Source organism: Cupriavidus neocaledonicus (assembly GCF_000372525.1).
GTDB lineage: Bacteria > Pseudomonadota > Gammaproteobacteria > Burkholderiales > Burkholderiaceae > Cupriavidus > Cupriavidus neocaledonicus.
Genome location: NZ_AQUR01000058.1, coordinates 1 through 20,405 on the forward strand (window position 1 = coordinate 1; position 20,405 = coordinate 20,405).

The 20,405-nt window shown below is 52.5% G+C and carries 21 protein-coding genes and 1 pseudogene; 8 read left to right on the forward strand and 14 right to left on the reverse strand.

Features of this window, described 5'->3' with window-relative positions; translation table 11 throughout:
- The 9 genes from tnpB to nifB form a co-directional block, all read right to left on the reverse strand.
- Window positions 1-335: IS66 family insertion sequence element accessory protein TnpB (gene tnpB / locus A3AG_RS0101430; protein WP_012354795.1), on the reverse strand; the 335-nt coding region annotated here is incomplete at its 3' end.
- A gap of 799 nt (window positions 336-1,134) precedes the next feature.
- Window positions 1,135-2,694 carry a nitrogenase molybdenum-iron protein subunit beta gene (nifK, locus tag A3AG_RS0101435; RefSeq protein ID WP_012354693.1) on the reverse strand — a complete coding sequence of 520 codons (1,560 nt, stop codon included), beginning with the start codon at window positions 2,692-2,694 and terminating at the stop codon, window positions 1,135-1,137.
- Between the two features lie 68 nt (window positions 2,695-2,762).
- Window positions 2,763-4,223, reverse strand: coding sequence for a nitrogenase molybdenum-iron protein alpha chain (nifD, locus tag A3AG_RS0101440; RefSeq protein ID WP_025586731.1), 1,461 nt, complete (start codon window positions 4,221-4,223; stop codon window positions 2,763-2,765).
- A gap of 77 nt (window positions 4,224-4,300) precedes the next feature.
- Window positions 4,301-5,182: a nitrogenase iron protein gene (gene nifH / locus A3AG_RS0101445; protein WP_012354691.1), complete on the reverse strand. Its 882-nt coding sequence runs from the start codon at window positions 5,180-5,182 to the stop codon at window positions 4,301-4,303.
- A 667-nt stretch (window positions 5,183-5,849) separates the two neighbouring features.
- Window positions 5,850-6,131, reverse strand: coding sequence for a hypothetical protein (locus tag A3AG_RS32820; protein ID WP_012354689.1), 282 nt, complete (start codon window positions 6,129-6,131; stop codon window positions 5,850-5,852).
- Between the two features lies 1 nt (window position 6,132).
- The gene (gene nifT / locus A3AG_RS32825) at window positions 6,133-6,351 is read right to left on the reverse strand and encodes a putative nitrogen fixation protein NifT (RefSeq protein WP_081479548.1); all 219 of its coding nucleotides are present in this window, start codon (window positions 6,349-6,351) and stop codon (window positions 6,133-6,135) included.
- Window positions 6,352-6,685: 334 nt separating this feature from the next.
- Window positions 6,686-7,093: a nitrogen fixation protein NifZ gene (locus A3AG_RS32830; RefSeq protein WP_012354687.1), complete on the reverse strand. Its 408-nt coding sequence runs from the start codon at window positions 7,091-7,093 to the stop codon at window positions 6,686-6,688.
- Window positions 7,094-7,300: 207 nt separating this feature from the next.
- Entirely contained in the window at window positions 7,301-7,492 is a 192-nt protein-coding gene (locus A3AG_RS32835; RefSeq protein WP_012354686.1) for a 4Fe-4S binding protein, read from the reverse strand.
- An 84-nt stretch (window positions 7,493-7,576) separates the two neighbouring features.
- On the reverse strand, window positions 7,577-9,148 hold the full coding sequence (gene nifB / locus A3AG_RS0101450; RefSeq protein WP_012354685.1) for a nitrogenase cofactor biosynthesis protein NifB: 1,572 nt from the start codon (window positions 9,146-9,148) through the stop codon (window positions 7,577-7,579).
- A 400-nt stretch (window positions 9,149-9,548) separates the two neighbouring features.
- Here nifB and A3AG_RS32840 point away from each other — a divergent pair, with 400 nt between their 5' ends.
- From A3AG_RS32840 to A3AG_RS32855, 7 genes are all read left to right on the forward strand, one after another.
- Window positions 9,549-10,604: a beta/alpha barrel domain-containing protein gene (locus A3AG_RS32840; protein WP_012354684.1), complete on the forward strand. Its 1,056-nt coding sequence runs from the start codon at window positions 9,549-9,551 to the stop codon at window positions 10,602-10,604.
- A 108-nt stretch (window positions 10,605-10,712) separates the two neighbouring features.
- A complete protein-coding gene (locus A3AG_RS0101460; protein ID WP_012354683.1) occupies window positions 10,713-11,051 on the forward strand; it encodes a nitrogenase-stabilizing/protective protein NifW in 339 nt (112 codons plus the stop codon).
- A gap of 15 nt (window positions 11,052-11,066) precedes the next feature.
- The gene (locus A3AG_RS0101465) at window positions 11,067-11,915 is read left to right on the forward strand and encodes an electron transfer flavoprotein subunit beta/FixA family protein (RefSeq protein ID WP_012354682.1); all 849 of its coding nucleotides are present in this window, start codon (window positions 11,067-11,069) and stop codon (window positions 11,913-11,915) included.
- Window positions 11,912-13,039 (forward strand): electron transfer flavoprotein subunit alpha/FixB family protein, encoded by a 1,128-nt coding sequence (locus tag A3AG_RS32845; RefSeq protein WP_012354681.1) that lies wholly within the window; start codon window positions 11,912-11,914, stop codon window positions 13,037-13,039. Before A3AG_RS0101465 ends, A3AG_RS32845 begins: the two co-directional genes overlap by 4 nt.
- Window positions 13,036-14,346, forward strand: a complete 1,311-nt coding sequence (locus A3AG_RS0101475) for an FAD-dependent monooxygenase (RefSeq protein ID WP_012354680.1) — start codon at window positions 13,036-13,038, stop codon at window positions 14,344-14,346. The genes A3AG_RS32845 and A3AG_RS0101475 overlap by 4 nt, the downstream gene beginning before the upstream one ends.
- On the forward strand, window positions 14,343-14,642 hold the full coding sequence (locus A3AG_RS32850) for a ferredoxin family protein (protein ID WP_012354679.1): 300 nt from the start codon (window positions 14,343-14,345) through the stop codon (window positions 14,640-14,642). The genes A3AG_RS0101475 and A3AG_RS32850 overlap by 4 nt, the downstream gene beginning before the upstream one ends.
- Window positions 14,643-14,880: 238 nt before the next feature.
- The gene (locus A3AG_RS32855) at window positions 14,881-15,366 is read left to right on the forward strand and encodes a hypothetical protein (RefSeq protein WP_012354678.1); all 486 of its coding nucleotides are present in this window, start codon (window positions 14,881-14,883) and stop codon (window positions 15,364-15,366) included.
- An 84-nt stretch (window positions 15,367-15,450) separates the two neighbouring features.
- Here A3AG_RS32855 and A3AG_RS32860 read toward each other — a convergent pair whose 3' ends face one another.
- From A3AG_RS32860 to nifE, 5 genes are all read right to left on the reverse strand, one after another.
- The gene (locus A3AG_RS32860) at window positions 15,451-16,017 is read right to left on the reverse strand and encodes a nitrogen fixation protein NifQ (RefSeq protein WP_081479563.1); all 567 of its coding nucleotides are present in this window, start codon (window positions 16,015-16,017) and stop codon (window positions 15,451-15,453) included.
- A gap of 18 nt (window positions 16,018-16,035) precedes the next feature.
- The gene (gene fdxB, locus A3AG_RS32865) at window positions 16,036-16,338 is read right to left on the reverse strand and encodes a ferredoxin III, nif-specific (protein ID WP_012354676.1); all 303 of its coding nucleotides are present in this window, start codon (window positions 16,336-16,338) and stop codon (window positions 16,036-16,038) included.
- A gap of 19 nt (window positions 16,339-16,357) precedes the next feature.
- Entirely contained in the window at window positions 16,358-17,044 is a 687-nt protein-coding gene (gene nifX / locus A3AG_RS34810) for a nitrogen fixation protein NifX (RefSeq protein WP_012354675.1), read from the reverse strand.
- A gap of 99 nt (window positions 17,045-17,143) precedes the next feature.
- Window positions 17,144-18,451 (reverse strand): nitrogenase iron-molybdenum cofactor biosynthesis protein NifN, encoded by a 1,308-nt coding sequence (gene nifN / locus A3AG_RS32870; protein WP_012354674.1) that lies wholly within the window; start codon window positions 18,449-18,451, stop codon window positions 17,144-17,146.
- Between the two features lie 132 nt (window positions 18,452-18,583).
- The gene (gene nifE / locus A3AG_RS0101485; RefSeq protein WP_012354673.1) at window positions 18,584-19,954 is read right to left on the reverse strand and encodes a nitrogenase iron-molybdenum cofactor biosynthesis protein NifE; all 1,371 of its coding nucleotides are present in this window, start codon (window positions 19,952-19,954) and stop codon (window positions 18,584-18,586) included.
- 240 nt (window positions 19,955-20,194) lie between these two features.
- Here nifE and A3AG_RS32875 point away from each other — a divergent pair.
- Window positions 20,195-20,405, forward strand: a pseudogene (locus tag A3AG_RS32875) (transposase); the annotation flags it as partial.

The following is a 20,405-nucleotide window of genomic DNA, read 5'->3' on the forward strand; positions in this document are numbered from 1 at the left end:
TATTCTCGGTGCGGGTGCCGGCGCATCGCCTCGATGTCGATTCCCTGGAGCAGCCAGTGCAACGGTTCGACCGTCAGCATAGCCACTGTCGCCTCGCGTGGCCAGGCAAACCGGTCCGCCTCCAATCGCTTCAACAATAGCCAGAAGCCGTTGCGATCCCACCCGAGAATCTTGATACGATCGGCCCGCTGGTTACGGAACACAAATACAGCCGATGCAAACGGATCCAGCCCGAGCGCCTGCTCGACCAGCAGTGCCAGGCCGTTGATGTTCTTACGGAAGTCCACTGCGTCGCGATGCAGATACACCCGCAGCCCAGCGTCGAGGCGGAACATCAATGGCCTCCACTCAGGGCTTCGATCATTGCCTTTACGAGCCCAACGTCTCGCTCGCTGCATTCCAGCTCGAGCGATACACCGTTGGGCAGCTTTGCGCTCAACAGCGCCAGCGGTTGCGCTCGCCGCGGTGGCGGATCGCCAGACACCACAACCTGTGCGGGTGTCTTGATTGGCCGCGAATCTAGAACCTCCTCGACAACCGGCACGAATGCCGGCAACGCACCTTGCGCCTGCGCTGAATCTCGGATCCCGAATCCATTTGCGCAACTGGTTAGCGTTGATGCCCGCCTTGAGAGCCGTGCCTGAAACCGATGCTCCCGATTGAAGACAGAACTCAATCAGACGCCGCTTGCCCGCTGGCTCGTAGTCTCGCTTCCCATTGGAGCGGGCACGCACCGCCTGCAGCGGAAATAGGTCAATCTCGTCGAGGCTAACAGAATTAAAAAACCTCCCGCACATAAAGAATGCGGACAGGTCCGCGCCGCCCGCATAAATTCCCGCGCCTCCAAAAGGCATACACGTCCACCACCGTAACCACGCCCGCACTGAGGGAAAGCCTGTCGGACAAGCAGCTAAGGAACGTACGTTGAACAAGCGCCTTCACACGTGAGACTACCGCGCCCGCTCCCAACAGAGCTCATCTCAATGGCTATCGGCAGGAAGAAAGCCGCTCGGAGCGAGCGATCACTCATTCGCTTTCCCCAAAGACGAGTTTCTTGCTTATCCGATTCAAAATCCTCACGCAAAAACGAAGAGCCGTTTGGCTATTAGACCTTCGATAGGCTACGCAGTTCGTTCACCGAACAATGTCATAGCTGTAGTCGGTCTCCGAAACAGCAATAGTGCTAGCGTCCAAGGCTTCAAAATATTCATCCAGTAGCGCCATAAGAATGCGCAGACCGCCAGCGTATCCCCAAGTAGGGTACCGATGATAGTGGTGACGGTCAAAAATTGGAAACACGAGCCGAACGAGAGGTGTCCCGGCATCGCGCTCCAAGTATTTTCCGTATGTGTTGCCGATCAGATAGTCCACCGGCTCCGTGAATAACAAAGAGCGCAGGTGCCAGAGGTCACGCTTCGGATAGACTTTGCATCCTACACCATATGGCGACGCATCGAGCAACGCCTGCACTTTCTCAGCCCAAGCATCGTTACCGTTTGTCGATAACACGTGGCTTGGTTCAGCCCCAATCTCGAGGAGAAATTGGGTGTATCCCAGCATCTGGTCCGGATCACCATACAATGCGTACCGCTTACCATGGAGGCTTGCCTGACTGTCCGCCATAGCGTCTACGAGTTGACCTCGCTCCTTTTCCAGTTCAGCTGGTATCGGCTTACCGGTCACCCGTGAAATCTCCATAAGGAAATGGTCAGTGCCACCAACGCCAACTGGCGCATTTAAAACCACGACATCCTGACCCTGTTCAGCGATAAACTTACTTGTTCGTTCGCAGCAGAACTCCTGGAAAACGAATGTTGCTTTAGCGTTCAGTGCGCGTTCCACCTCCTCTTTCGTTGTCCCACCTTGATACATTCTGAACACGCCATCCGTAGGTGTGTTCCAGGTTTCCGACGGGTCGCAGATAATGTTCACTTTTACGCCGAACAGATCAAATATTCTCCTGATTTCGCGCATGTTTCCGACGACAAAGCCATCAAAGCCGCCGATGAAGTTCACACTGTCGTCAGGCATTCGTACCAGCGGGTTGGACGTTCCTGCCCTACCGCCCCAAAAGTGCTTCAGGATGCCCAGTAGCGCATTGTCATAACCCGTCACGTGACTACCGACAAATGCTGGCGTGTGGGCGAAGGGCACGTCGTAATCTTCAGGGACGCTGCCCTTCTGCTTGCTGTTTTTGATGAATGCATCGAGGTCGTCCCCGATCACCTCCGCCATGCATGTTGTGGATACAGCAATCATCTCGGGCTTGTAAAGGTTGTACGCGTTAGCCAGCCCATCAATCATGTTGTTCAGGCCGCCGAACACCGCCGCATCCTCAGTCATAGAGGAACTCACACACGAAGTCGGCTCCTTGAAATGCCTTGAGAAATGTGAACGGTAGTATGCAACGCAGCCTTGAGAACCATGAACGAATGGAAGTGTCTTGTGAAAGCCGTTTGCTACAAACACGGCTCCAAGTGGCTGACACGCCTTGGCCGGATTCACAGTCAGTGATTCTCTTGCGAAGTTCTTTTTCTTATAGTCTTCTGTCTTAGTCCATTCGGAAAAATCCCTTATCTTTTCCTCGGGATCCTTAAATTCAAACTCTTTCTTCTTATTCTGAAAGAGCGCCCTGTATTCCGGCTCCCGGAAGAGTAGTTCATGGTCGAGAATTTTGTCAGTCGATTGTGGCATCACTCACTCCTGTACGTAAGTTCCAAATAAACGTTCGCTAGACGCGCCCGCCGCTGCGATCTCTGTGCTCATGTTCGATCTTTCCACGGCGTCTTCGCGAGGTTCCATACAGGACTTGAGATGGCAATGTCCATATCACGGGCGAATATCGCAAATCCGTCGTAGCCGTGATAAGGGCCTGAGTAATCCCAGCTATGCATTTGACGGAACGGTACACCCATTTTCTGGAATACGTACTTCTCTTTGATACCAGAACCGACAAGGTCGGGGCGCACCCGGTCTACGAATCTTTCAAATTCGTACCCCGTCACATCATCATAGATGAGTGTGCCATCCTTTAGATAATGCGTCGTTCGTTGGTAATCGTCATTGTGTGCAAACTCATACCCCGTTCCGATAACCTCCATGCCTAGATCCTCGTATGCCCCTACAACGTGCCGCGGGCGTAATCCACCTACAAAGAGCATCACCTTTTTACCTTGCAACCGAGGCTTATATTTCGCAGTGACGGCATCAGATACCTTGCGGTATTTAGCGATCACCTTTTCTGCATTTTCCATAATCGCATCATCAAATCGACCTGCAATTTCACGCAAGCTTTTCTCAATCATTGTGGGACCAAAAAAATTATATTCTACCCATGGGATGCCATACTTTTCTTCCATGTGTCGACTGATGTAGTTCATCGATCGGTAACAATGCAACAAATTCAGCTTTGACCTTGGGGTGTTCTCTAGTTCCGCCAATGTACCGTCACCCGACCACTGTGCGATGACCCGCAAACCCATCTCTTCAAGAAGAATTCGACTTGACCACGCGTCTCCCCCAATGTTGTAGTCGCCTATGATAGCAACGTCATAGGGTGTCGATTCAAGCGCGAGACGCTTATTGGAGTGAGCATCGAACACAAAGTCGCGGATCGCGTCGTTTGCCAAATGATGACCGAGTGACTGCGACACACCACGGAAACCCTCGCAGCGCACAGGTACGACGGTGTGCCCGCCATACTCCTTACTCTTCTTCTTTGAGACAGCCTCAATGTCGTCGCCGATAAGACCAATCGGACATTCTGTCTGAATAGAAATCCCCTTGTTGAGCGGAAACAATTGCTGTATCTCATCAATGATCTTGTCAAGCTTCTTGTCACCTCCGAACACTATGTCCTTCTCCTGGAAATCAGAGGTGAACTGCATAGTAACGAACGTATCGATGCCCGTGGTGCCAACGTAGTAATTGCGACGCGATCCCCATGAGTACTGGCCACAGCCAACGGGCCCATGGCTTATATGGATCATGTCTTTGATCGGCCCCCATACCACGCCCTTTGATCCAGCATACGCGCACCCGCGAATCGTCATGACCCCAGGCAGCGACTTGATATTCGACTTCACCCCGCAATCTGGCTTGCCTTCCTCGAATGAACTTAGGTGCTTGGCCCGTCGTTTTCCCATCTTTTCAGGGTAAGCCCGTAGCACTTCGTCAATGAGGGCCTTGTTAGCGGCCTTCCGTTCCTCAACCGTCGTGGTCATCGCGTAGTCCATAGGTAATCAACATGCTCGTCGCAAATAGCCGCCGTGCGTGCACGGCGGCTGTCGTTCAAGCCTGACTAGGCAGTAAGTTCTGACGCAGTCTTCCCAACTTTTGACTCGTCGATCTGCACCAGAATCCCCTTCGCCATCAAGAGATCCTCCAACTGGTCCATCGTGATTGGCGTCGGAATAACACCATTTCCGCCATTGTTATGGATCTTCTCGGCAAGCGCACGATACTCCCCTGCCTGAGCGCAGTCTGGCGCATACTCAATGACGGTCATTCGACGCAGTTCTGCATGCTGGACTACGTTGTCGCGAGGCACGAAGTGTATCAACTTCGTGCCTAGCATCTCCGCCAGCGATTCTGCTAGCTCAAGTTCCTTGTCCGTCTTTCGCTCGTTACAGATCAACCCACCCAAGCGCACGCCGCCGCTATTTGCGTACTTCAAAATTCCTTTAGAAATGTTGTTTGCGGCGTACATCGCCATCATCTCGCCAGACATAACAATGTAGATCTCTTGGGCCTTGTTTTCACGTATTGGCATCGCGAAACCGCCACAGACGACATCGCCGAGCACATCATAGGAAACGTAATCAACACCGTCATACGCGCCGTTCTCTTCCAGGAAATTGATTGACGTTATAACACCTCTGCCTGCGCAGCCAACCCCCGGTTCAGGCCCCCCCGACTCGACACATCGGATGTCCTTGTAACCAATCTTCATTACGTCATCCAGTTCAAGATCCTCGACGGATCCCGCTTCAGCCGCAAGCGAGAGGATTGTATCCTGTGCTTTAGCATGCAAAATAAGCCGTGTGGAGTCCGCCTTTGGATCACACCCAACGATGAGAATCTTCTGCCCGAGGTCGCTCAGCGCCGCTAGCGTGTTCTGCGAGGTAGTCGACTTGCCGATGCCACCTTTACCATAAAAGGCAATTTGCCGAAGGTTAGACATTGTGATACTCCATTTTGAATTGAAGGTGTAGCTAGAAAACCATGGTTTGCAAGGCCACGATCATGTCCTCAGTCTGCGGTGTTTCCCTATGGTCTTCTTCTTTCAAAAGCACGCATCGGCCAGCTCGTGTCCGCGCGACCGCGTTAACGCAGCTTTCGTGCCATGTCGCTAAGAACTCCAGAAAACCCGCGAAATCGCGGCTTTCCGGAACTTGTTGTAGCCCTAACTATGAACCATGGTCCGCGTCGCGATACTGACAAACCGATCGCACTGTGTCGAAATACGTCGCTTGGCAACTAACACGCCCTCGCGTCGCCCCCACTGACCTATTAACTTGAATCATTAAGGCTGGCACAGCCTGTGTGAAACAGAGACGTGTTTGGCAGCTTCACGCTAGCCATCGGACAATTTCGTAAAACTGAACGGCAAACGCCGTGCCCAGCGGTAATGTAGAATACCTTATGCTTTTTTTGGAAATCCATCGTAACCACGTACGGAGAGTCGTCGTACATTCGAGAGGTCCTAGAGAAGAGACCCCGAGGTCGACTTAGCCGTTGTTTAGCCAACTTTTAAACCATTATGGTCGTCTATGAGAGGCCATTTCCTCACTTAGTAAAGATGAAATCCATTCAGTTATGAAATCCCCCATTCAAATATTATGGTAATGTTATCCATCTTCATTGGATGCCCAATTTTCCGTGAGGATCAGCATATTCGCGTGGCTTGGCTCCGATGTTATAGAAATGCAGACGCCCGTGGATGCACCAAAATAGACGCGCCGCCCAGCCAATTCTATAACCGGTCTTTCGTACCGCATTTCGAGATCGCTCACCCGGATTGCACGAACATCCGGATAGCAGCTTTGCCACTTAGCCGCAACTTCGGGAAGTGATGATTCCTTGCGAATCAATTCCGTTATAATATTGATCTGATCGCCAGTGAGCGCCATGTCATTTGCCTCCAGAATCAACTCTTCTAGCTTCGACAGTCACTGGAAGCCTAGTATCTGGCGCCATCTCTGGTAACTGAAACTGCCAACCATTCCCAAGCTTAACGAGGCCGCCCCACATTTGATCCTTCGTCATGGAAACTATCGGCTCTTCAAGGTCCTTTCTTGGCAGATATGCCTTAAGTGTACCTGTAATATCCTTTCGAATCATAATTTTCATTTTTGGCCTCCAAAAACGGAGAAACTGGAAACACAGTGTATGGCAAACACTCCGTTACAAAGGATTTGTCAGGTTCACCGCCATGCATTGACCTTCGCGTATTGAAAAATTCTCCAGACAAACCACACACATTTTGTCATTGCCCCGACAAGCATAATCGACTCATTACGTACAAAAGGACCTGTAAGGACAGCTTACCCGTTTGGTCTGGTTCCGCCACATCTCGCCGGGGAATCGATCTCTTGCGCGACAACAGCGACAACAGGCAGTTTCTCTTAGCCGGCAAAATACCGCCGGTTCGTCTGGATTCCATACAACAGCACGCCGGCACCTTTTAGCGATCGACTCCCCCCTTGGAATTTAGAACGGCCCCGTCAAAAATTCCCCCGTCTGTGATGGACGGTGGACCCGCGATGTGGTCACGTATAGGCGCGCATACGCCTTCATTTAAGTAGTCCAGAGTGCAGAGTTCTCTTGCGCGCATGCCAACGCGACGATCATCCGCGACGAAGTGAACAGCATAGATGTAGAATCGTTGCAGAAAGGTGTCGATTCTAGTGACGTAGCCAATATCTCCTTTATTCACGATAACTTCGCCAATGCTTTTCCCAAAAAACGTACCATCATTGCGAACCATCGACCGTGCGATTACGCGCTCGCCAACCTCAAACCTAGGTTCAAAGGCTATTTCAACGGTGTCACCCCTCTCGGAGTTACATAAGAGCTGCTTTGGCCTCGACATCGCCTTTCCCCGAGATCAGTCTCTAAATTAGCATCCACAAACTTGCCCTCCACTATAGAAGCATGTTCGCACCCCACCGACGATGTAACGCCGACGGATCCTAGTTCCATATTTTCCGGCAATTCATAGTTTCGCTACCGGTAAGGCTTGAGCCATGAAATGAACCAGATCGATAAACACGCCTTCAAGAAGAGCGCTATGGCCAGGCTAAGCCGTTACTATGCAATCGTCCACGGGGCACACCGACAGACACTGCGGAAAATCGAGTCCCTCGCACATAGTGCACTTCTTAGGATCAATTGCCAACACGTCACCTTTCTCACTAATGGCAGCATTTGGGCACTGCGCCTCGCACGCCGAGCAGCCGGTGCAGGCTGAGGCAATAATCTTCAAGGCCATAGATACGCTCCTTACAATTTAAAGTACGGTACTACTCCTCCGCGCTTGCATGGCCTTTGCACATCAAACGGTCGTTGGAGCCTTTTAGACATCCTTTGCCTGATCATGCGTCTCGTCGCAATGTTTACGCAGCGATCCGCCACCAGCCACACGGCTTGAGTAATCATTGAACCAAGATCGTGCTGCGACCTCAACAATTTCCCCCGCGTACTGCTCCACCGACTCGATGCCCGCATCGGCGAGTTCCTTACGCGGACAGATACCAATTTTCGCCACAAAAATGGCATGACAATCGTTGATCGCGCGTATGATACGTACTAGTCGTTCATCGTCACCGTACCCCCCTTGGCAATACAATTCAACCCGGCGGTAACCCACAAAGTGCGCGCCAGAGGCGCTAACTTCGAAGATTTTTAGCTCAGAGATATTCCCAAAGTGCCCATTCACGCGACCCCGGCCTTTCGTTGCAACGGCGATATTGACCTTCAGTGCTCCTGTCGCTTTCCTGACCTTGGTTAAGGCTGGCACTTCCCGCTTTGCCTCACGTTGCGCCATGAGCTCAGTCTCCGTGCGGAACTGGTACTCTTGGCGGATGTTTCGGTCATAGCCGATATCCATCTGCTCGATACTCTCCAGTGAAAACTCGGCACCGCGATCCTCATCCAAGAGTCCTACCGCGTCCGCTCGGCACTGCCGGCAATGCCGCATCAATTTCAGACCGCCCGAACAAGCTTCCTGTACTGTCCTCAATTCACGGGAGGTAGGTCCTCGTGGTCCGTGCAGGCCGAAGTACGTACCGTGCGACGGGTCGGAGATTAGCGGCATAATGTTGTGAAGGAACGCACCTCGCTGTTTCACAGCACGATTTACCTCAATCAAATGTTTATCGTTAATACCCGGAATCAACACCGAATTAATTTTCGTCAGTACGCCTCGTTCTGTTAGCATCTCGAGCCCTTGCATCTGCCGCTCATGCAACACGCACGCGGCGTCCGTCCCTGTCAACCGGCGACGGTTCCAAAAAATCCACGGGTAAATTCTTGCCCCGACAACCGGATCGATCATGTTGATGGTTATTGTCACATGATCAATGTTGTATCGGCAGATGTCATCCACAAAGTCAGGCAACGCGAGGCCATTGGTTGAGAGACATAGTTTGACATCGGGAACTCGCTCCTTAAGCAAACGGAACGTCTCAAACGTGGTTCCTGGGCTCGCGAGCGAATCACCGGGCCCAGCAACACCCACCACCGTCAGTTGCGGTATGCGACTCGCGACAACCATCACCTTCTTCACTGCCTGCTCTGGCGTCAGCTTTCTCGACGTAACGCCAGGTCGCGACTCGTTTGAACAGTCGTACTTGCGGTTACAGTAGTTGCACTGAATGTTGCAGGCGGGCGCAACCGCTACATGCATGCGCGCGTAATGGTGATGCGCTTCCTCTGAGTAGCACGGATGATCTTTTATCTTATCCCACACCCCCGGCCGCATCCCCTCGGCCTCTCCAGGCGACTCGCACTTCAACACGCTGGCTCCAACAGACGGAGTACCCTCGCCCCGTAGGGCCGATGTTCTGCTAGTTGGCATTAGGGGCACAACTTTCTCCCCGCCTTCAAAACAGGCAGCCGATGGTCGCGTGCACGCCCTATTTCGCATAACTCTTTCCTTCACATCGAGAGTAGTTGTACATCCGCCAAAAAGCGAAATCCGTGCCATCGCGCAAGGAGCATCTCGACCGGTATGAGGGCGCAGCATCTGCCGGCGTTCTATAAGTTCGACAGCAGCGCATTCGTCTTGCGTGTGGGTTGAAGCCAGCTCGAAGCTCACTGCGAAAACAGGGTAGCTAAATTGGCCTAATACGGCTCCCTCTTCTCGGCACCCAGCAGCTTGTCCGGACAGAGACATTCGCGACACGAAAAATGTGCGAAGCCCCCAACGTTTACTGACAGCGTCGCCGCTGCCGCTCTTGAAGATAGCGCTCCAGCTTATTGAACTCGGCTGGCACAACGCTTGCTCGACCGTGTAGGACCAATGAAGCGCAAAGGCAACTACCGCGATGCTTAAACCGATTATTATCGAGAGAACATTGTCCGGCCTAAAACGGCCCGCAATGAGCCTTTATCGGATAGAAGAAAATTGTGCGATTGCCGGCATACTCGCGCATGGAGAAATTCCGGAGCTGCTTACAGCAATATTTGCAATGGGTGATGAGGAGATAACGCTTATCGATGCTACTGGGGACATAAACCTCAAGCCGGCAACAACAATTTCCGGCTGCTCGACAGACACCAAGCAAATCGCTGCCCTGTGCTGCAAAGCTGAGTTTGTATACTTGTCCATCTCCGTTTCCGATCGCTATTTTAACCATCTGCGGCTGTCGCGAATTTTGGCATTATCTCTGATCGCGTACCTTATCCGGAAGATAGAGGAATGCCACACAGGAAGCTCTATTCGTATGGCAAACCTTGCGCGTCCGCACCCTTCATTCCTTGTGGAAGTCGCGCTGCGCCCGAGGATGTATGGTGAACAGTGGATCCAATTCTCCAACAAAGTTGGTGCAATTCTCCAGTTTTCGGCCTACGACCTCATTGCAAGGCTGCACGATGTAGAAATCTATTTGCAACATGATGTCGGTCTCGCTACCGCACATACACTAGCTGCGCTCAACTCCAGCGCCCCACATGTGAGCCCAGCGGTAAATGGCATGGTTCACCCGAAGGGCAAGGCAGCGCTCAAGGAAGTCGTGACGGGTTCACGGCATTTGATTGAGCAGGATACAGGTGTCGATAGTAATACGTTCGTCCAGATCTCTTCTCTTGCCCAAGATTCGTCTCACTGGGCAGTGCCGTCGAAAAAAATAAGAACGCATATGTGCTCCCATCGAGTTAGGCGTTGGGATACACACTCCCGCGTATCCCATTTCGATTCCCGGCTGAGACGATGCGACAAGCACGATGCATTGCCTGCTAAGACGCATCCGCACCCAGATTACAAAGATTCGGGTAACTCTGAGGCCGTTTTCCAGGACCGAGTAGTTACAAAAATGTTGTTATCGCGACAACGCGAGCAGGCGCCGGAGATATCAAGCAAAGCCAATGATTCCTATTCTTAGCGACCATAGGTTGTCCATGTAGCGTTAGCTAACAATAAACGTCGGCCCGTCGAAATAGCGCGGCCCGCATCTACGTCACACACCCTATTTTTAACCTACTTCAAAGATATGCAAGGACACCTCCATCAGCAGCAACACCTCTCTTCGACTGAGGACTTTTTTCGGCATTTTGACATCGCATTCGACGAAACAGTTTTGAACGTTAGCCGTCTACATATCCTAAAAAGGTTCCTCCAGTACATCGAGCAACAAGAAGAGCCTCCCTTGGACAACGGCACCGCGCTGTTCGAGTTTTATCGCAGCTTGTTGCTCAAAGCCTACAACGATTTCGTGTCGTCAACGCCAGCGGAACAGAAGGTTTTCAGGTGTTTTGGGGAGGCAGAAGCACGAAGGTACGTTAGCCTTGACAACCTTCGCGCTTCGGTGGGAAAGCGCGACACCGTCTGACGCGGAGAAGGAACCATGCATATTGTTGTCTGTATCAAGCAAGTCCCCGATTCAGCGCAGATTCGGGTGCATCCGGTGACCAATACAATAATGCGCCAAGGCGTTCCAGCTATCATCAACCCATACGACCTCTTCTCACTAGAGGAGGCGTTACGGCTGAAGGACCGCTTCGGCGGACGACTCACGGCGCTATGCATGGGGCCGCCCCAGGCCGAGGACGCGCTACGCAAGTGCATCAGCTTCGGCGCTGACGATGCCATACTCATTACCGACCGCGCTTTCGCCGGAGCTGATACGCTTGCGACGTCCTACGCGCTTGCCGCTGCCATCCAAAAGATCACGACTCAACAAACAGTGGATATGGTCTTTACCGGTAAGCAGACCATCGATGGCGACACTGCGCAAGTCGGACCTGGTATTGCGACACGGCTCGGCTTCCAACTGCTTACCTATGTATCAAGGATCGTTGAAACGGATTTAAATAAGCGTTCAATCGTCGTCGAGCGTCGTGCGGAAGGAGGCGTGCAAGTGCTTCAGACCACGCTGCCTTGTCTCATAACGATGCTTGAGAACACGAACGAATTACGTTTTGCAACACTCCCCGCGATGATACACGCGGCGGCGGTTCCGATACGCAAATGGAATCGAGAACAAGCCGGCATCACTGACTTGAATAGGATTGGGCTCAAAGGCTCGCCCACCGTAGTCAGCAAAGTCTTCGGCCCAGCGCAAAAGGACGAGAAAGCCGAAATTCTGGAAGTGGGTGCCGCGAACCTCCGCGAAGTCTCCCACAAACTTGTTCAAAAGATCCTGGCCCGTCATCCAACATTGGAGGCAGACCTGTTAATGAAGAGGTTCTCATGAATTCCCCCGTTAGTTCACACAATATGCCGAACACCACCGTTAGAAGGGGCAGCAACCGCCACCTTGAGTTGCCTGAGCACCTGAAAACTTACAAGGGTGTATGGGTGTTCCTTGAACACGATCAGGGTCAGGTTCATAGCGTGTCGTGGGAGCTCCTAGGAGAGGCATATAAGCTCGCAGACAAGCTGGGCAGTGAGGTAGCAATTGTCGCGCTCGGCGGCCCTGAAGAGCCCCTTGAGCAGTTTGCAACTGAAGCATTTGGTTTCGGTGCAAATAAGGCGTATGTGATCCACGATCCCGTGTTGCTGGGGTATCGGAATGAACCATTCACGAAAGGATTGACCGATCTAGTTAGCAAATATCGTCCGGAGATCCTGCTTCTCGGGGCGACCACTATGGGTCGAGATCTTGCCGGCTCTGTGGCAACGACTCTTTCGACGGGGCTGACGGCCGATTGCACTAGCTTGAGCATAGACTCTACCTCGCGCGCTCTTGCGGCCACTCGTCCAACCTTCGGTGGCTCACTTCTTTGTACGATCATGACACTTGCATGCCGACCTCAGATGGCGACGGTCCGTCCGCGCGTAATGGCGATGCCGCCAGTTCAGACCGGCCGTTGCGGAGAGATTATTCATGAGCAACTAGGTATGATCGAGTCCGACATCGTGACGAAGTTGCTCAATTTTATTGCCGATTCAAAAAGCAATAAGATTAACCTTCCTTATGCGGATGTGATTGTAAGTGGGGGAAAGGGCCTTAAGAACCCTGAAAACTTCAAGCTGGTCTTCAATCTGGCGCGTGTCCTCGGCGGCGAAGTGGGTGCGACTCGCCCCTGCGTGCAAGCTGGCTGGGTCGAAGCCGAGCGCCAAGTAGGGCAAACGGGTAAAACCGTTCGACCAAAACTTTACATCGCCGCAGGAATTTCCGGTGCCATCCAGCATCGCGTCGGGATGGAAAGTTCTGACGTGATCGTGGCCATCAACACTGATGAAAACGCACCAATCTTCGACTACGCGCATTACGGTATCGTAGGAGATGCCATGCAACTACTGCCTGCATTGACTCAAGCTTGCGAGGATCACTTGGCGCAGCATAAGTCCAGACATATGAGGGTAGTCAAATGACAGAACCTTTGCGTTTTGACGTAATTGTCGTTGGCGCAGGCCCTTCCGGAAACGCCGCTGCCTACTTGATGGCCAAGGCCGGTCTAAAGGTTCTCCAAGTTGAGCGCGGTGAGTATCCGGGCAGTAAGAACGTTCAGGGAGCGATTCTCTATGCGAATGCCCTCGAACAAATTATCCCAGAATTTCGCGACGACGCACCGCTCGAGCGGCACATCATTGAGCAACGCATGTGGATGCTCGACGATACGTCGTTCGTAGGCACGCACGTACGAAGCGACGACTACAACAAACCACCGTACAACCGTTACACCATTATCCGCGCTCAATTCGATAAATGGTTCTCATCAAAGGTCCGAGAGGCCGGCGGATTTCTCATCTGCGAGACGACGGTGAATCAACTGATTATGGATGGAGATCAAGTTGTCGGCGTTCACTGCGACCGGGAGGAGGGTGACGTGTATGCAGACATTGTGATTCTCGCAGATGGCGTCAACTCAACTCTCGCCCGAAAGGCAAAATTTCACAGCGAAATTGAAGCGCATAACGTTGCGCTCGCTGTCAAAGAGATTCTCTTTCTTCCCGAGGAAACCATTCGCCAGCGCTTTAACGTTTCAGGGGACGAAGGCGTCGCTATTGAAATGGTCGGCCGCATCACCAATGGCATGACGGGCACGGGCTTTCTTTATACAAATAGAGAATCCCTGACCATCGGCGTTGGTTGCATGTTAAGTGACTTCAAGAATTCCGTACACCGCATGAGCCCTTATGAGTTGCTCGAAAAGATGAAGCACCACCCCTCGATAGCGCCGCTAATTGATGGAGGCGAAATGAAGGAGTACTGTGCACATCTGATTCCAGAAGGTGGCTTCAATACGATTCCAAAAGTATATGGCAATGGATGGATGATAGTGGGCGATTCCGGAGGCTTCGTCAATTCCGCGCATCGAGAGGGGTCTAACCTAGCAATGACGACAGGCCGCCTTGCTGCTGAAACGGCAATTCGAGCAAAGGCCATGGGTCGTGGCTACCGCGCCGAGGTACTTTCTGCGTACAAGAGCGCGCTCGATAGGAGCTTCGTGATAAAAGATTTACACAAATATCGCCACATGCCAGAGATCCTCCGACAGAACCCCCAGTTCTTTACGACGTATCCTGACCTGCTCGCATTCGCAGCACGTACGATGATTACCGTGGACGGCATCGATAAGACGACGAAAAAACATGAAATCATCGGAAAGTTTCGAAAGAGCCGGACTCTGCCCGGCCTTCTTGGCGACGCGTACAAACTCTGGAGGGCATTTCGATGAGAAAAGTAATAGTCAACATCGAAGAAAAGCTATATCAAAACCGCTATCGCGTGGATGTAGGTAGGCCACATATCCATGTCAAGAACGCGGAGGTATGCGCCAATAACTGTGCCGACAAAAGCTGCACCTACATCTGCCCAGCCTCTTGCTATCGCATTGAGACCAACGGTGCCGTTACGCTCATTACCGACGGCTGCCTCGAATGCGGCAGTTGCCGCATTCTCTGCACCGACCACAGTAACGTCGAATGGGAATACCCGCGAGGCGGACATGGCATCCAGTTCAAGTTCGGCTGAGTCCACAGCGCAATGAAATGAGCAGTATTGACCATACTGCTGCGCCACATTTACAAATAATCTCAGAACTTCTTCCCTAAGCTGAATCCTGCATACCGTCTGAGACGTTAATCCAAGTGGCCTTCTGTATGGACTGCTTCTTTATGATGCACGTGCGCCCAACTCACCATTCCGGCGGTCATCGCATCAGCCTGGAAGCAAAGACACCATCCGGCGCCCCACCTTGCAGGAGAGAAGAATGAACCTCATTACCGATATCGAATTAGCCGAATTTTTTGGCAGCACTGCCACTCCCCCGGGCATGCAGTTGATTAATACAATTCCGGAAGGGGGAAATGACGATGCGGAAGTAATTTTATGGACGACAGTTCTTTCCTTCCCCACCTGCTTACCACCGTACTATATGCTGTATAAGTTACAAGCAAGCTGCGGCAAGCTTCGAAAAGCGCGGGAAGTCGCAGGCAAAGCCCTGGTAGCTGCTGCGCGCCAGGCGTCTATCAACATTGATTGGCGGGCAGTATGGCCTGGCGACGCTGACTTCACTATTTCAGGCCCTGCTCGCTTCTGGCTCTTTACCCTAAAAGCCCAGACGTTATTTAGTATACGGCTTGGCGAGCATGCCATGGCGCTCCAACTGATGAACAAACTTCGCTGCCTGGACCCCGACAACAGCATCGGTTTAGATATCGTTGATTCCTTTCTCGCTCGTTCACCATTGAGATAACGCCAACTGATATGAGTCTCCTTATCCTTTTTATATGTTCCGGCCCTGACAGTTCTCTACTTGTAAAAAGCGATTATTTTTTCGTCATTCAGGCCCAAAACAGTCTCCGAAACTGGGGCAAACACTGCAACTCGGAGCCCTGCACACGTATAGCGCATCACGCTCACATAGCTGTTTGTAGAGGAACTTTTTCCACTTCATTCCATGGACGTTCTTTTCGGCAAGCATGGGAAACCAGTACCTCAGAACCTCTAACAGCGCGGCCCGGGATGGAAGGCGTAAGTTTTGCCAGAGATGTTTGTCTTTCAAACACCCGCAAGCCAATGCATGAGAAACACAGCGCACCTCGATGGGTGTACCGGCACTCGGATCTGCGTGTGCCTCAAGCAAGGCTACGAGTTCTTCGACTTCGTCATAGTACATCGGGTCTGGCGCGTTTGCCTCCCTATTTAGCTCCAAAGATAAGGCATACTCGGCACCTGGAAACCAGTGTGCAAGCAGCCACCTAGTTTCATTGGCGTCAAGTCCTATTATGGGGAGGCCATGTACATTTCCTTCCTCTAACGTCGACGAAATGGCGCCAGCTAGCGTCAGCACCGTGCAGTCGTCGTCATCTACCGCGTGACGCATTAGGGTACTGTGAAAATTCATCTTCGTCATAACAAAGGCCTAAGCAGGCGCGTGCGTATAACATTTTTTTGGACAAATCTTCGCGCAAGCGGTGCAACCTATGCAATACTCGCGATGCAAGATTGTCATAACCTTCTTCTCAAGCTCCTCCTCATTCTCGTTCTCCCCCTCAAGGGAAATATGGCTGCCATCCTCGCTCACTCCAACCAATTGAAGGACACCGCGCGAACACACACGAAAACATCGGCCACAGCCGATACAATTATGATGATCGATAGAATTTACGAAGCTCGGTGTCCAGATCGCGCCACTTGGTAGCACTACAGTAAAGTTGTCATTCACGTTTGCATTCTCGCGATATTCACTTATAAGCCAAGCCGGCGGTTTTCCGCGCCTCCATCAACGCGGCGTGGATTTCGTGGCAGCGTCTGGCAACCACTAAAATTTTCTCCCAACTGGCCGGCAACTCTTCGGATAAATCGTGTAGATCCATCTTGGCTTGCACCGCAAGCGTGTTCAATCTTTTCAAACGAGCTTTTGTTGCCTCAGGGTCATCTATCCTGTCTTCGCTGTCAGTTTCAGCACCAACAGTTATTTGTGGCGGAGGATAGTCCTTCTCTTTGAGGTAGGCGCGATTATTCGCTAACCCGTCGTCCGCGCCCAAATCGTATGCCGTGCCCGAATCCTTCTTGATCACCTTCCTTAACCACGGAGGCGGCGTCCCCTTCAACACCTCCTGCAGCTTTCTAAGGATCGTTTCAATAGGCTCCGCCTTTGCCACCTTGATAGGGTGGATCTTCAGCGCAACAACCCGCGCGGCTCCGGCACCTCCAATCGCGGCGACGTACAATATCGCGCAGTCATGGATTGCTTCAAGCCTTTGACCCAGTTTCTCTTCGTTGTCGTGCTTCTGTGGCGTGTCGCTGAAATCGAAAGCCTGGATGAACCTGTGCGCGGCGGCTGTCACGTCATAGACGAGTATATGTTTCGCCCACCCAAAGTGGGCGTCAACATGCTCCTTATCTTGCGTAGCGAAGGCGATTTTCATGTGCCGTCTCCTTGTAGGATCACATAGTGGCTGGAGGAAACCTTGAGATCAGATCACCGGTGTTTCCGGAGCGCGATGGGTATTGATCGTGGATAGGGGCTAATCCTTCGGTGCGCGGAACTGGATTCGCTCGAGCATCAGATTTGCAATCTCGAAAATCAGGTCCATCGTGCCTCGATATCCTATCTGACATCGATGTGCATTTCCGACGCGGTCGAATACGGGGAAGCCTACGCGCATCAGCGGCTTACCGAGTCGCGCAGCCATTTGGCGGCCATGCGAGTGAGTGATTAGCACGTCGCAATTGCCAGCCGCACGTTCCATGTCTTCCAAGTCGCCCAGCACTACTTCGCTTGCGGGCAAAAGCGCATGCGCTGGAGATGGGGTCGTGCTGACGCAGACTGATAGTTCTGCCCCTAGCTCGTGCAGCAGTGACCCAACCGAAAGGAGCATGTCCGGATCTGCACCAATCGCAACCTTTATACCCCCCGTATAGAAGTGACTGTCCAGCATTGCATCCAGAAGTTGTTCACGCTGCCGACGATACTTCTCTGGAATGGCTCGCCCTGACAACTGCGCGAGAAGCCGCAATAATCGATCGTTAGGTTCTAGACCCGTGAGACGTTCGAAGATTTCAAATGGCGTGCCACATATTTCCTGTAACGCTCGCGCACCAGCACGAGTCTGCTCTCCAATGCCAATTGTGAAAGAAGATGCCCCAGCAGCGCGGATTTGTTCGAGCGTGGTTCCGCCCCGCGTTACGCCACGCCATTCTGAATCAAAGTGGCCATCGAGCGAACCGGAAATGTCAGGGAGGATTATTGGGTCTAGGCCAAATGACTGGACTATCACGCGTAGTTCTTCAACGTCGCGCGGCGATAAATGGCTTCCCGGCAACACGCTAATTTGTCGATAAATAGCAGGCAGCGGCTCTACCAGCTCCATGACAATCTCCACCACAGCTTTGCTGTAGCCGTCCTCGAAAGCGCCAACATAATCTGGCGTCGAGACATACACAATTTCTGTATTGAAAAGTTCTGGATTACCTTTGCGTATAGCTCTTAGATGACCATCGAGATCCTCGCCATTGGTCTCGGTGAGACCTGTTGAACAGACCACAATGATTCTCGGCGCCTCGCGCTTTCGGATGTTAAGCAATGCCGTCTCGACATTATCGTATCCGCCCAAAACCGCAGAGATTTCATCCATTGCGGTAGTCTGCAGCGGGATTGCTTCCTTGAAATGTCGCGTCAGCAAAACCAAGGCAAACGACGTGCAACCTTGTGAGCCGTGCAATACGGGCATACAGGCCTCAAGCCCCATAGCCGCAAAGCTAGCGCCGAGCGGCTGGCTAGTCTTCAACGGGTTTACCGTGCAGGCTTTTTCAGATTGGATCACGATAGCCATAATGGTCTCCTCACTTTCCTAGACCGCCGCCACGCGTAGAGATGTACTTCCTGGATTCTGTGGCGGCTTAGTATTCCGAGTACATTAGCTGTGCCGCGAATCTTTTGACCAGTCGACTTCACCTCCGTTATTTCACGGCGCTGGGATTCGCACCTGTTGCCACACCGGGTTGTAAATAGTACGCTCTATCTCTCGGATCAACTCCACGATCCCTTCATACCCGGCATACGGATGATGACGTTCTTGATTTACGTCAAGCCAAGGCATAAGCGCCTTCAATGCGATAAACTGTGAGCGCCCACCAGACAGCATGATGTCGGCCTTTGCATCGTGCAATAGCTTGTACATCTCGCGCGCCGTCATGTTATCGAACATGAGCGCGTCCTGTCCGAGGATCCCTTTGATTCTTTCTTTGTCTTCCTTGGTACTCTTCTTCACGCTTGTGCCAATGATTTCTAAGCCGGCCTCCTGTAACGCAGCCACAACTGACCATGATTTCACGCCACCTGTGATTAGCAGCGCCCGTTTACCTTCAAGACGCGCACGGTACGTGGCAATCCGCTCCCATGCCCGCTCCTCCTGAGCTTGAATCAGGCGCTCTGTACTGTCTAACAGCTTTCCAGATGCCCCTCGCTGCACCAACAGACTCGCGATCTGGCGGAGAGCGTTGCTTGTGTCGCCAATTCCGTAGAATGAGCACTCAAGGTATGGAATCCCATAACGCTCTTGCATCTTAGTTGCCACATGGACCATGGACTTCGAACAGACCACCATGTTTGCTCTGGCCCGATGCGCGCTCGCAATATCGCTGTACCGGCCATCGCCAGTTATACACGACAAAAGACGGATGCCAAGTTCGTCCAAGAGCGGCTTTACCTGCCATAACTCGCCTGACAGGTTGTACTCGCCGATTACGTTGATGTCTGTGGGCGTTGTATATGCCGGCTCACGGGTACCTATCACATAATTCAAAAGCGCCTCGCCGCCAAGCTTATTGCCGAGGTTCTTTGATCCAGCGAACCCAGGCGCGTGCACCGGTATAACTGGCTTACTGAATTCTACTGAAGCCTGCTTGCACACTGCATCTATGTCATCGCCGATTAACGCAGTAACACACGTTTGATAAACAAAGACCGCAGGTGGATTGTACTTTTCAATGATCTCGCGGACGCTACGGAATAGACGTCGTTCACCCCCGTAGATCACGTCGAACTCATTGATGTCAGTCGTGAAGCCAGTGCGATAGAGCGTCGGCCCTGATGAGGCCGCCTGGCGGTTGTCCCAAGAGTTGCCTTCGCATGCGATTGGTCCATGCACGAGGTGCGCCACGTCAGCTACAGGCTGAAGTGCAATTTTTGCCCCATCGAAAGCGCAGCCCCCAGCGGCCGCGCCCGGTGAAAGCTGCCTTGAGCAGCCCAGCTTTCGCTCTTCCTCGCTCTTGGCCCGGTTCTTCGCACAATTCGGTTGGTCAAAAAGATCGGCAGCCCTCGCCTTTCGCGACATAACGGCTCCATACGCTCTGCGGTTCGCGAAGATCAGCAAGTTGCGTACCATCGTCGCAGCCATGCATTTACCGTTATGCAGCCCTACACGCCCGCTCCCGCGACTGTCGTGGATGGCCGCTCCTGTCGCAGAGTTGGAATCGATCCCGACACTTTGAAGTTCCTCGAGGGTAGACCAATGCGTTGAGTTGTCACAAACTTTTGTCATAGGTGTAGGGAAGCACCCAGGCTGTAGTGGTCAAGTAATAAGACGGTTCTGACCGACGACGGGCCGCTGCGGTTAGACATCCCTCGCGATCGCGACGGCAGCTTTGATCCGATCCTGATTCCAAGCACGAGCGGCGCTTCACCGGGTTCGACGACAAGATCATCGCCATGTATGCGCGCGGCATGACCTTGCGCGAGATCCAGGCGTTTCTGGCCGAACAGTACGGCACCGAGGTCTCGCCCGA